10 protein-coding genes are annotated in these 12,335 nt (G+C 62.0%); 5 read left to right on the top strand and 5 right to left on the bottom strand.

The features are described from left to right. Window positions 1–174 precede the first annotated feature (174 nt). Window positions 175–405 carry a hypothetical protein gene (locus tag GSQ89_RS15520; protein WP_158926701.1) on the top strand — a complete coding sequence of 77 codons (231 nt, stop codon included), beginning with the start codon at window positions 175–177 and terminating at the stop codon, window positions 403–405. Window positions 406–463: 58 nt separating this feature from the next. Continuing rightward, window positions 464–2,089, top strand: a complete 1,626-nt coding sequence (locus GSQ89_RS15515) for an inorganic phosphate transporter (protein WP_158926699.1) — start codon at window positions 464–466, stop codon at window positions 2,087–2,089. A 346-nt stretch (window positions 2,090–2,435) separates the two neighbouring features. Here the strand turns inward: GSQ89_RS15515 and GSQ89_RS15510 are convergent, their stop codons facing one another. Then, window positions 2,436–3,338: a LysR substrate-binding domain-containing protein gene (locus GSQ89_RS15510; RefSeq protein WP_216856186.1), complete on the bottom strand. Its 903-nt coding sequence runs from the start codon at window positions 3,336–3,338 to the stop codon at window positions 2,436–2,438. 149 nt (window positions 3,339–3,487) lie between these two features. On the opposite strand from GSQ89_RS15510, the gene GSQ89_RS15505 reads away from it, so the two are divergent. Both GSQ89_RS15505 and GSQ89_RS15500 read left to right on the top strand, forming a co-directional pair. After that, entirely contained in the window at window positions 3,488–4,654 is a 1,167-nt protein-coding gene (locus tag GSQ89_RS15505) for an efflux RND transporter periplasmic adaptor subunit (RefSeq protein ID WP_158926695.1), read from the top strand. After that, on the top strand, window positions 4,651–7,761 hold the full coding sequence (locus tag GSQ89_RS15500; RefSeq protein WP_158926693.1) for an efflux RND transporter permease subunit: 3,111 nt from the start codon (window positions 4,651–4,653) through the stop codon (window positions 7,759–7,761). Before GSQ89_RS15505 ends, GSQ89_RS15500 begins: the two co-directional genes overlap by 4 nt. A gap of 44 nt (window positions 7,762–7,805) precedes the next feature. On the opposite strand, the gene GSQ89_RS15495 is transcribed toward GSQ89_RS15500, so the two are convergent. Both GSQ89_RS15495 and GSQ89_RS15490 read right to left on the bottom strand, forming a co-directional pair. Further along, a complete protein-coding gene (locus tag GSQ89_RS15495; RefSeq protein ID WP_216856185.1) occupies window positions 7,806–8,384 on the bottom strand; it encodes a DUF924 family protein in 579 nt (192 codons plus the stop codon). A gap of 40 nt (window positions 8,385–8,424) precedes the next feature. Further along, on the bottom strand, window positions 8,425–8,997 hold the full coding sequence (locus tag GSQ89_RS15490; protein ID WP_256367327.1) for an isochorismatase family protein: 573 nt from the start codon (window positions 8,995–8,997) through the stop codon (window positions 8,425–8,427). Window positions 8,998–9,037: 40 nt separating this feature from the next. Between GSQ89_RS15490 and GSQ89_RS15485 the strand changes: the two genes are divergently transcribed. Further along, window positions 9,038–9,358 (top strand): LysR substrate-binding domain-containing protein, encoded by a 321-nt coding sequence (locus tag GSQ89_RS15485; protein WP_158926691.1) that lies wholly within the window; start codon window positions 9,038–9,040, stop codon window positions 9,356–9,358. 159 nt (window positions 9,359–9,517) lie between these two features. Here the strand turns inward: GSQ89_RS15485 and GSQ89_RS15480 are convergent, their stop codons facing one another. Further along, window positions 9,518–10,714: an HlyD family secretion protein gene (locus tag GSQ89_RS15480; protein WP_158926689.1), complete on the bottom strand. Its 1,197-nt coding sequence runs from the start codon at window positions 10,712–10,714 to the stop codon at window positions 9,518–9,520. Then, a complete protein-coding gene (locus tag GSQ89_RS15475) occupies window positions 10,711–12,318 on the bottom strand; it encodes a DHA2 family efflux MFS transporter permease subunit (RefSeq protein ID WP_158926687.1) in 1,608 nt (535 codons plus the stop codon). The genes GSQ89_RS15480 and GSQ89_RS15475 overlap by 4 nt, the downstream gene beginning before the upstream one ends. Window positions 12,319–12,335 lie beyond the last annotated feature (17 nt).

Raw genomic sequence — 12,335 nt, 5'->3', positions numbered from 1 at the left:
GCGTCCATCGTTGTCCCCTATGAAGCGAATCGAGGGATCGTATGGATTCAGCCCTTTAGCCGTTTGTCACCTACTCCTTCGCCCGATTGCCCTGCATGAAGTGCCCCGTGGACTAGACAATGCGTCCAGAGGTCTGTACGGATTGTCAGTACATAATTGAGAGTTCTCTCGCTCATGACACCCAGCGGCAACCTCCGCGCCTGGATTGAGCCATTTGGCGCCAGCGAATTCATCGGCGCCTTTGTTGGCGAAACCACGACACGCGACACAATCCCAAATATGCCAAGGCGACTGCCCGCGACGCAGCTTTGCTCATCGCCCGATGAAGCGCGCCAGTGGATTGAAAATCAGGCGGCCGCCTTCGACCTTCCGATTAAATGGGCGAGCAAGATCCCGCGCGACTAGTCGAGAGCATGTGCTCGGCTCGCTGCAGCAGATGATAGTGAAGCCTCTGGGGGGTGCTATGTCAGACATGACGATCAACCGCGGCATGATGGATGTTCCGCCGCGACGCCCACATCTGGACGAAAAAACGCACGTTGGCGGCGCCCTGGCCTTCTTCCTCGTGCTTGTCGCCGGACTCGGCTATGCCGCATTCAGTATTTCCAAAGATATCAGCAATGCAGGCGAGCACACCCTGGCGGTCGGTGCTTTCGTGTTACTTGGCATTGCTCTGCTGATCGCGCTGGGCTTTGAATTCGTTAACGGCTTCCACGATACGGCCAACGCGGTCGCAACCGTGATCTACACCCACAGCCTGCCGCCAATGGCGGCGGTCATCTGGTCGGGAACCTTTAATTTCCTCGGTGTGCTGACGTCCAGCGGGACGGTTGCGTTTACCGTGGTCACCCTGCTGCCGGTGGAACTGATCCTTCAGGTCGGCAGCGGTGCCGGCTATGCCATGGTTTTCGCACTGCTGATCGCGGCAATCATCTGGAACCTCGGCACCTGGACGCTGGGGTTGCCCAACAGTTCGTCGCACGCGTTGATCGGCTCCATCATGGGCGTTGGTATCGCCAATCAATTCATGGCGCCGGGGGGATCCGCGACCTCGGGTGTGGATTGGGCGCAGGCGGTCAGCGTTCTGAAGGCGTTGCTGTTCAGCCCACTGATCGGCTTTGTGTTGGCTGCATTGCTGCTCCTGTTGATGAAGGTCGTGGTACGCAGCCCGTCGCTCTACAGCGCACCCGAAGGCAACAAGCCGCCGCCGGCCGCCATACGGGCCCTTCTGGTGCTGACCTGCACAGGGGTCTCGTTCTTCCATGGCAGCAACGACGGTCAGAAGGGCATGGGCCTGATCATGCTCATCCTGATCGGTGCCGCGCCGACGGCCTATGCGTTGAACCGCGCCATGCCGGAGAGCACCACGCCGCTGTTTCTGCAAACGACGCACGCTGCGCAGACCGTGTTCCAGGCGCATATAGAAGACGAAAATCTGCCGGCGACGGCCGCGGCCAGAACAACGGTCGGCAACGCGCTCAAGACAAAGGCGGTAAACACACCAGCGGTTTATGCCGCCCTGGCGACGCTGACCGGGGATATCGACCAGCAGGTGAAGAACTACGGCGCGATCAAAGCTGTTCCTGCCGCGGCCACGCCGAACGTGCGCAACGACATGTATCTGGCGTCGGATGCGGTGCGTGTGATGGGCGCACACCCGGCCGGTTTCAGTGATACCGAGGTAGCCGCACTGAAGTCGCTGCGATCGTCCCTGGACAGCGGCACCAAGTTCATCCCGAACTGGGTGAAGGTCACCGTCGCGCTCGCGCTTGGCCTTGGCACGATGGTTGGCTGGAAGCGCATCGTGGTGACGGTGGGTGAGAAGATCGGCAAAACACACCTGACCTACGCGCAAGGGGCATCCGCCGAGATTGTGGCGATGGCAACGATTGGTTTGGCGGATGTCTATGGCTTGCCGGTTTCAACCACGCATGTGCTGTCCAGCGGCGTGGCCGGCACGATGGCCGCCAATGGGTCGGGCCTGCGATGGAGCACGATCAAGAACATGGCCCTGGCGTGGATACTGACGCTGCCGGCGGCGATGGTGATCGCCGGCTCACTCTACGTCATTCTCCGGCAAGTGTTTTAAGGGGACCTCGGGGCGCAGACTCATTGCTGTTTTAGGTGCGATTGGAGGACATTTTTAGCGTTCGCCCGATCGCGTTGTTGAAGCATCGTCCTGCTTCTCACCCCGCGCCAAAATCTGTAGCGCTCCGTCCCGCAAGGGACGGTGGAGTGCCAATGCCTCGGTCGTTGGCGTGTTCATCCACATTTTGATCCCGTCCACTCTAGTCAGGAGCGCCAACATGGCTTTGGGGTGTCACACCGTGATCGGCGCGTTGGGCTCGGTCGTCAGGAGCGCGAATAGATCGTCGGTGTCCGTTTCGTATGATCGCAAGTAAGTGACTGTCCTTCGAAAAACCGTGAGGAACCCGTCAGTGTCGCTTAGAAATTCTTGCGACCTGCGCAATCAAACCGCGCAGCCATTGATGAGCAGGAACGCTGTCCACCCTGCGATGCCACATCATTGCCGTCAGCAGCCGAGGCGATGGAAAAGGCAGGGTCAGCACCTCAAGAGGCGCTGAATTTGCAAACGTTCGGGCCGTATTTTCCGACAAAACGGCGATCATCTCAGATTGCGCCAGCGTGGCGGCCGCCGCCAGCAACGGGGCGCGCAGCGTGACGCGTCGGCTCAGGTTGTGGCGAGCCAACTGTGCGTCCACGAAGTCGGTCTCCTCGCCGGTCGAGGATAGAACAAGATGCGGATAGTCGCCCAAAGCGGGCAGTGAGATCGTTCCGTCAATCGCCGCCCGGTGCCCGCGTCGCACGACGGCGACAAAGTCATCGTGAAACAAGCGCAGATCGGAAAACCGCTCGGCCGGCGCTGCAAGGCCGCCCACGACCAGATCCAATTCGCCACGGTCCAGCAATTCCGGAAGCTTCAATGTGCCGCTGGGACGTATATCAAGTCGGACCCGAGGCGCCTGCTCTCCGACCGCGGCGGCGAGGGGCGCGGCGAGAACGACCACCGCCCGGTTGTCCATCGCGACCGCGAAGTCGCGTTCGGCAGTTTGCGGATCGAATGGGGCAGCGCCGTCCAGCGCCGTGTGCAGGCTCTCCAGCGCCGTCCGGACCGGGCCGACAAGCCGTTCGGCATAGGGCGTCGGCTCCATGCCGTCCGGCGTCCTGACGAACAGATCGTCGCGCAAGGCGCTTCGTAATCTGGCCAGCGCATGGCTGATCGCGGGTTGCGTCATGTTCAACTTGGCGGCCGCACGGGTCGCACTGCGTTCCTGCACCACAGCGTCGAAGACCACGAGCAAGTTAAGATCCAGCATCCGCCAGTTCATGCGGCCCTCCGCCTGCTTCGAGCGTAGCCCCGACAGCTTATGCGAAACAGGCATGTTCCGGTGAAGAACGCGCATTGGCAACCTTTCAGCGCGGCTCCCAATCTTCCGACAGGCCTGTAGCGAAGGAGCCTGTTCGTATGAGACGCCGCACCATTTCTTTGACCTGTGTGACTATCGTTGCCGCCGGCGTCGCAGGCTGGTGGCTTGTGCCGGTCTCGCCCGCACCGGCCGAAGCGGCGGCGTCGCCGGCGGTCCCGGTGGTGACCGCCAAGGTCGGCGTGTCGGATATGCCCCTGGTGAAGGTCGGGCTTGGGACCGTGGCGGCCTACAACACCGTCAACGTTCACAGCCAGGTTGCCGGCACGATCCAGAAAATCGGATTTGTCGAGGGCCAGATCGTCAAACCCGGCGACCTGATCGCGCAGCTCGATCCAAGGCTGTTCCAGGCCGCCCTGCAACAGGCTCAGGCCAATCTGGCGCGCGACGAGGCGCATCTCGCGAACGCCCAGGCCAACCTCAGTCGTTACGTCCCGCTGCTGAAACAAGGCTTTTCCACCCAGCAGCAGGTCGGCGACCAGACAGCCTCCGTCGCCCAGCTTCGGGCAGCGATCACCAGCGACCAGGCGGCGATCGACACTGCACAGACGCAGCTCAGCTACACCACCATAACGTCCCCGATCAGCGGCGTAACCGGTATCCGCCAGATGGACATAGGCAACATCGTACACCCGGCCGACACCACGCCGATCGTCACGATCACCCAAATCCAGCCAATTTCGGTGATCTTCACGCTGCCGCAGAAGGACTTGCCGGAGGTCCAGGCCGCGATACGGAAAGGACCCCTGCGCGCGATCGCCTATCCGCAGGACGGAACCGACGCCCTCGGTCAGGGCTCGCTGCTGCTGGTGAACAACCAGATCAGCCAGGCGTCGGGGACCGTGGAGCTGAAAGCAACATTTCCGAACAAGAACGCAAAACTATGGCCCGGCGAATTCGTGCAGGTTAGGTTGGTGACGGGTGTTCAGCCCTCGGCGATCAGTGTTCCCACAAGCGCGCTGCAACAGGGTTCCACCGGCCAACAGGTGTTCGTCGTCGGTCCGGAAAACAAGGTTCATCTGCAACCGGTGAAAATCGCCGAAACGCTGGATGGGCGGGCCTTGGTCAGTGACGGCCTGAAAGCCGGCGATACAGTCGTGACGGCAGGCCAGTACCGCCTGCAGGACGGCACCGCAATCACCGAAGTCCCAGCCGGAAGCAGCGACGTGCAAAACCAGACACCAGCAACGCAAGGAATGCTCGGATGAGCCTCTCATCGGCTTTCATTCGCCGCCCCGTCGCGACGGCGCTGTTCATCGTGGCAATCGTTCTGCTGGGTGGCACGGCCTACACCATGCTGCCGGTCGCCGCGCTGCCCAACGTGTCGTTTCCAACCATTTCCGTCACCGCGCAGTTGCCCGGGGCGGACCCAAAGACCATGGCATCGTCGGTGGCAACGCCGCTGGAGAAACAATTCGGGGAAATCCCTTACCTGGCGCAGATGACGTCAACCAGCTCGCTCGGCTACACGTCCATCACCCTGCAGTTCGCGCTGAACGACGACATCAACGCCGCCGCGCAGCTTGTGCAGGCGGCGATTAACGCCGCGTCCGGCCAGCTGCCCAAGGACATGCCCACGCCGCCGGTCTACCATGAGACCAACCCGGCTGACGCGCCGATCCTGGTACTGGGACTGACCTCCACCACGCTGCCGATCACGACGGTCGACGACTACACGGAAAGCATCCTGGCCCAGAAGCTGTCCCAGGTCCCGGGTGTCGGCCTGATCACCATCGGCGGTGCGCAACATCCGGCGATCCGCCTGCAAATCGATCCGGTGAAGCTGGCGGCCGCCGGCCTCGACCTGGAGCAGGTCCGTTCGGCGCTGGCGAACATCAGTGTCGACCAGCCCAAGGGAACCTTGTACGGCGACACCCGGTCCTACGCCTTGCAAACCAATGACCAACTGCTCAATCCGCAGGACTGGAATAACCAGATCATCGCCTATCGTAACGGCGGCCCAATCCGGGTGTCCGATGTCGGCCAGGCGATCATCGGGCCGCAGGACAAGACCCTGGGCGGTTGGGTGAACCAGGACCAGGGCATCGTGCTGGCCATCCAGCGCTTGCCCGGTGCCAATGTCATCAGCACGGTCCAGCACATCAAGACGTTGCTGCCGCAACTGATGTCGACGCTGCCGCCGGCGATCAAGGCGACAGTTATTTCAGACCGTACGACGACCATTCGCGCATCGGTGTCCGACGTTCAGTTCACCCTGCTGCTGACGGTCGGGCTGGTGGTGGGCGTGATCTTCATTTTCCTGCGCAGCCTGTGGGCGACCATCATTCCGGCGATCGCCGTTCCGGTGTCCATCGTCGGCACGTTCGCGGTGATGTATCTGCTGAACTACAGCCTGGACAACCTGTCGCTGATGGGCCTGTCGATCGCGGTTGGTTTCGTGGTGGACGATGCGATCGTCATGGTTGAAAACATCGCGCGCCATATCGAGATGGGCAAGACGCCGCTGCAAGCCGCGCTCGACGGTGCCGGGGAAATCGGTTTCACCATTCTGTCGATGTCGGTCTCGCTGATCGCGGTGTTCATTCCCCTGCTGATGATGGGCGGCCTGGTCGGCCGTATGTTTCAGGAATTCGCCGTTGTCGTGACAGTTGCCATCGCTGTTTCGGCCGTGGTTTCGCTGACGCTGACGCCGATGATGGGTGGCCGCTTGCTGCGGCACGAACACACCGAGCGGCGAGGGAAATTGTCAGGAGGGCTGGAGCGGGCGTTCGACGGTTTGGTATCAGGCTATGACACGCTGCTGGGCGTCGTCCTGCGCCACCGTTTCACCACGCTGATGGTCATGCTGGGCACGATCGCCCTGACCGGCTATCTGTTCGTGATTATTCCAAAAGGATTTTTCCCGCAGGAGGATACCAGCCTGATCCTGGGCATCACCCAGGCAGCGGAGGATATCTCGCCCAGCGGCATGGCAGCGGTACAGACGCAGGTCATCAAAACGGTTTTGCAGGATCCGGCCGTTGCCACCGTGGGGGGCTATATCGGCGCGGGCGGCGCTACCTCGACCGAAAACCAGGGGCGGTTGTTCATCGCGCTGAAGCCGAAGGGACAGCGTCCCCCGATCGATAAGGTTATGGCGGACCTGAATGCCTCGGTCGCCCGTCTGACCGGTGTCAGGCTGTTCATGCAGGCGGTGCAGGATGTGAATATCGGCGGCCGGCTGACGGCAAGCCAGTATCAGTACACCCTGACCGATGTGGATCTATCCGAAGTCAATACGTGGGCGCCGAAAGTACAACAAGCCCTGGCCAAGTTGCCCGAGCTGACCGATGTCGCCAGCGACCAGCAGTCAACCGCGCCGCAACTGACGCTGGAGATCGATCGGCAGACCGCATCGCGGCTTGGCATCACGCCCGCCGCCATCGACGCAGTGCTTGACGATGCGTTCGGGCAGCGTCCCATTTCGCAGCTCTACACCAGCTTGAACCAGTACTTTGTCATTCTGGAAGCAAAGCCGGACCTGCAGCTTGGTCCCAATGCCCTGCAGCGGATCTACGTCGCATCGCAATCCGCCGGGATGGTGCCGCTCAGCGAACTGGCGACCCTGCACCACACCGTGGCGCCCCTGTCGGTCAATCACCAGGGCCAGTTCCCGTCCGTTACGATCAGCTTCAACCTGAAGCCCGGCGTGGCCTTGGGCGTCGCGGTGGCCGCGGTGGATGGTGCCGTCGACAGCCTGCATCTGCCCGGCTCGATACGAGGCAACTTCCAGGGAAACGCCCAGGCGTTTCAAAGTTCCTTGTCAAGCACGCCGGTCCTGATCGTTGCAGCACTGATCGCGGTCTACATCATCCTGGGGATGTTGTATGAGAACACCATTCATCCGCTGACGATCCTGTCCACCTTGCCGTCCGCCGGGGTCGGGGCGCTCCTGGTGCTCTACGTCTTTGGCTTCGGTCTCGACGTGATGGGCATTATCGGCATCATCCTGCTGATCGGGATCGTGAAGAAGAATGGCATCATGCTGGTGGACTTCGCGCTGCACGCCGAACGCGAGCAGGGATTGTCGCCCGAACAATCCATCCGCCAAGCGTGCTTGTTGCGGTTCCGTCCGATCCTGATGACCACGATGTGCGCCATACTCGGCGGACTGCCGCTGATGCTGAGTTCGGGAACCGGCGCGGAACTGCGCAAACCGCTGGGGTTTGCGATGGTGGGAGGCCTGATCGTGTCGCAGGTATTGACGCTTTTCACCACGCCCGTGGTCTATCTCTACATGGACAAGGTGGTCCGTTGGATGGGCCGGGCCCGAGGCGTGCATGGGCACCTGGTGAGCGCCGGACATGCTGACTGATCAAGGCACTGCGGGACGCCTTCGCCGCGCGCGCAGCCACGAATTCAAAACGCCGAACCGGGCTGCCGCAAGAAATCCTGTTCCTCGGGCGTGCTGGGGCGACCGAGAATACCATTCCGGTGTGGAAAGCGCCCAAAGCGGGCAATGATCTCATGATGACCGCGCGCTGCCTCGACAAAGATCTCCTTGTCCGGATGTTCCGGCAGACCGGCATAGAGCCGCACCCCCACCTCCTGGTCGGCGAGGCTCTCGCTGTGCTGGAACGGCAGGTAAAAGAAGCTGCGCTGAATCGGCGCAACCGCACGATCATAGCCTCGGGCAACGGCCTCACGGGCGATCCCAAGCGCTGCGATGTCCGTGGCGTAAGCCCGCGGCGAATTGCGGAACAGATTGCGCGGAATTTGGTCCAGCAGCAGGACCAGCGCCAGGCAAGTCCGCGGCGCGGCACGCCACGGCTCGCAGACACCCGCTGCCGCTCGGTCGTAGTCGGTTCGGAAACGTTCGGCGAGCGCGGCATCGAATGCCGGGGTTGCTTGGAACCAGATGTCGCGAAGCCGGTCGTCCCCCGGCGCAAACCAGAACGTCAGCAGCATCTCGGCACGGTGAATCAGATCCGATGGCATGTCCGCCACGATACCATACGGCGACGCGCCGCCGTGTCGTTCATCCACCGTACGCCTGGGCGATCTGCCCAACCAGCTTGGCCCGTGGCATATCCATCGCGTCGTAAACAGCCGCGGCCTCCGGCCGAGCATTATCCTTCAGGATTTCCACCATCAGCGTAGCATAGTCGGACAGGATCACGCCGGCCTGCATCATGCGCAGAAGACCGGCCTGCCGCTTGGTCTCGTTGAACGTTCCGGAGGCGTCGACGGCCACATAGGCGTCGAGTCCCATGCCAATAGCGGTGATGGCGGGGAAAGCCGCGCAAACTTCCAGGGAGATGCCCGCGAAAATCAGCTTGGTGCGACCAGTGTCGGTGATGGCACGAGCGACCGTAGGGTCGTCAAACGCGTTGACCGAGGAGCGATCGATGATCGGAATACCGGGCAGCGCCTCCACCAGTTCCGGAAACGTCGGCCCCCAGAGGCTGTCACGCGCCGTGGCGGTGACGACGATCGGCAACCGCAGCGCTTTGGCGGCTTTGGCCAATGCCACGACGTTGTGCTTCAGCTCGCCTGTCGAATAGTCGCGCACGCCGGTCATCAGGTCGATTTGATGGTCGACAAGGACCAGTGCGGCGTTCTCTGCCGTCAGGCATTGCCTGCGCCATCAGGTGCTCGCCATCGGCTCCGACGCGGGTTCGAAGGACCGGCACGGCACCAGTCTCGAGACCCTGAAATACATGGTGGCGGCCAGCGAAGGCCTGACGCTGATCCCGGCGCTGGCGGCAGAGACAGGTCCGGGTCTCAGGTTCTTGCCGCTGCCGGCGCCGGACTTCGCGCGGGACATTGTGCTGGTCTGGCGCCGCCGTGACGCACGCGACCAGGAATTTCGAGACCTCGCCGCCATTCTTCGGGAAATCGCCGCGTCCAGGCTTAAGCCGGTGCAGCCGCTGGGTTCGGGCTCTTCCCTGGAGGCCGCAAAGGTCGGCTGAGCAATACACCTTCCATCTGTTTGTCGCAGCGAAAGGGCATCGTCACGATAACCCGAGCCAGAGCGGGATAATCGGAGACAGAATCGCCGAAGCTCTGAGTCGCGCGATTAACGAAAGAGGTAGAACTGCTTATAGCGTAACATTCCGTCGTCCGGTTCTTTACAAGAACCAGGTCAGCCAGATCGGAGGCGTGCGCACCGTTACCGTTGCCTCGACCGACATGCCGGGTCCCAGTAACCCGGGATCGTGTTCGGCACCATCGAGAAGGATCTTCACCGGGACACGTTGAACGATCTTGACGAAGTTACCGGTGGCATTTTCGGGCGGCAAAAGTGCGAAATTCGAGCCCGTCCCACGCTGGAAACTATCGATGTGGCCGTGCAGCGTGCGATCGGGAAACGCATCGACACTGATGGAGACCGGTTGACCGACCCGCATACGCGTCAACTGCGTCTCCTTGAAGTTGGCAATGACGAAAATCTCGTTCGGTACCGCCGAAAACAACGTCTGGCCCGGTTGCACGAAGTTGCCGACCTGCGCGCTGCGGCTGGCGACCGTGCCGGCCGACGGCGCATAGATCTTCGTGTACGACAGATTAAGCTTTGCTTGCGCCAATGCTGCCTGCGCCTGGGTCGTATTGGCCTTCGCCTGCGCGACCTGGCTCTGCAGCACATCGACCTGCCCTCGGGCCGCCGCGAGCGTTGCGATATCCCTTTGCAGCGCCGCTTGCCGCTCCGTCAAATTGGACTGCGCCTGTTGCCAGCTTTCGGTGGTACCGGCACCGGTTTTGGCAAGCTCGCCAAACCGCGCGAGCTGCTGTGTCGCGAAGACCAGCGTCCCGCGGTCACCCGCGACATTGGCTTCGTCTGCCGTGATCACCTGGCTTTGCTCGCTCAACTGTGCCTCGGCAACCGCCTGCGCGGCCTGCGTGCTCTGCAGATTTGCATCGGCAATATCCACCGCTGCCTGAAAATCCCGTGGATCGAGTTCCACGAGGAGCTGTCCCGCCGAGAAGGCGCTGTTGTCGGTCACATGCAAGGTCGATACGTAAGCCGCGACTTTCGGCACGATGGAAACGGTATCGGCCTGGAACGAAGCGTCGTCGGTCTCGACGACATAAAGACTTGGCACATAGACATAGGCGGCCGCGGCGATGAACGCGCCCCCGATCGCCAGCGTCCACCAGGGAAGCCGCCGACGCGGCCGTCTCGACGCCGGTTTGGAACTCACCGCCTCTTGGTCCCGCTCGCTGGCGGCGGCCTCGGCATGTGCGAGATCATCCGGCGCCACCCGTTGCGATATCAGATCCGTTGAGCGATCGGGTGCGGCGGGAAGCAGCAGGTCTACCTGGGTCATTGCTTTGCCCTTTGGCTTGGAGACATGAGCGGAACGAAACAAAGAGCGATCAGGCCGATGGCGGCCATGAACAGAAATGCATCGGCGTAGGCCAGGGTGGCGGCCTGGCGAATGCTTTCGTCGCTCAGCATCCGTTCGGCCATGTGCCGGGCCTGGGCTGGCGCATAGCCGCCCCGATCGATGGCGAATTGAGCTGCCTGGTTCATCCAGGCCTGGGCCTGCGACCCGCTGGCGCGCAGGTGTTCGAACAGCCGGGACGAATGCAGCGTCTCGCGCCGGTCCAGCAGGATGGTGACCAGTGTGACACCCAACGACGCACCGAACTGGCGGAAGGTCATATAGATCGCCACCGCATCAAGCTGCCGAGCCAGGGGAATCTTCGATACCGTCCCGCTGGCGATCGCGGACAGCATCGGCGCAAGGCAGAAGGCGTAAATCATCAACGGCAGGACATAGTCGGTATCGGGCGTATCGGTCGTCAGCAGCCGCGCAAACAGCAGCATCGAGCAAATGAGCGTCGTAAAGGCGAATGCGATGGCCTTGCGTTGGCCGAAGCGTGCGATCGATATCGACACCAACGGGCGGATGGCGGCCGCGGTCAATGCATAGACGCACATGACGCGCCCTGCCTGTGTCGCGCTGAGTTGGTACGGAAAGACGTTCCTCAGGAATTCCGGGACGGCGTAGATGCTGCCTGACAGGATGATGCCGGCGAATAGGCCCAGGGAGATGGCTGCCTGAACATTACGATTACGGATAAGGCTCAGTTGCAGCAGCGGCGTGGCGTTTCGAGGACTGATTTCCCAGGCAACAAACAGCAGCAACGCGATCATGCCAATCCAGGTCAGCAACTGGATTCTCGCGGATCCGAACCAATCATCGATTTCGCCGCGGCTCAGAACGACCTGGAGTGACACCAGGGCGATGCCCAGCAGCACGATGCCCAACGTATCGATGGCGGTTGCTTGCGCGCTTGCGGACCGCGGCACGTCCGGAAAATGCCGTACCAGCAGCCGAATGGCGATGGCGGCGAACAGGACGTTGGGCAGGAAGATCAGCCGCCAGCCGAGATTGTCCGTGACATAGCCGCAGAAGACGAGGCCGGCCGCGGTCGCCATATAGAGCATGATCGAGATCCGCATCATCGATCCGCTCCGCTGCGGCAGTGGCATCAACATGTAGACGCTGGCGCGCCACCACATGGTCAGCCCTGCTCCGGCAAATCCCTGAACGGCGCGCACCAGCAGCAGGGTGCCAAGATCCGGCGCGACCGCGCACCCGACGGAGGCGACCGCAAAGACGACGGTGCTGCCGATGATGTAGCGAAGATACCCGACACGACCGGCCAACCAGATCGACAGTGGAACGCCGAACAGCAGTGCCGAGAGATAGGTCGTCAGGATCCAACTCGCCTGATCCTGGGAAATCCCCAGCGTGCCGGCCATGTCGGGCAGCACCAGGTTCACGCCGTCGTAGGTGTAGAATTCCATCCAGGTCGCGAGTCCAAGGCCAAACAGCATGTATCGGTCGGGGCCGGCGCTCGCGGGTACCGTGGTCACGTTGCCCGCGATGGCGTTCTGGTCCGGTGAAGCCGATTTCGGCATGACAATCCTCCGCGGGC

The organism is Acidisphaera sp. S103, assembly GCF_009765975.1.
GTDB lineage: Bacteria > Pseudomonadota > Alphaproteobacteria > Acetobacterales > Acetobacteraceae > Rhodopila.
This window is presented reverse-complemented; position numbering and strand designations above follow the sequence as displayed.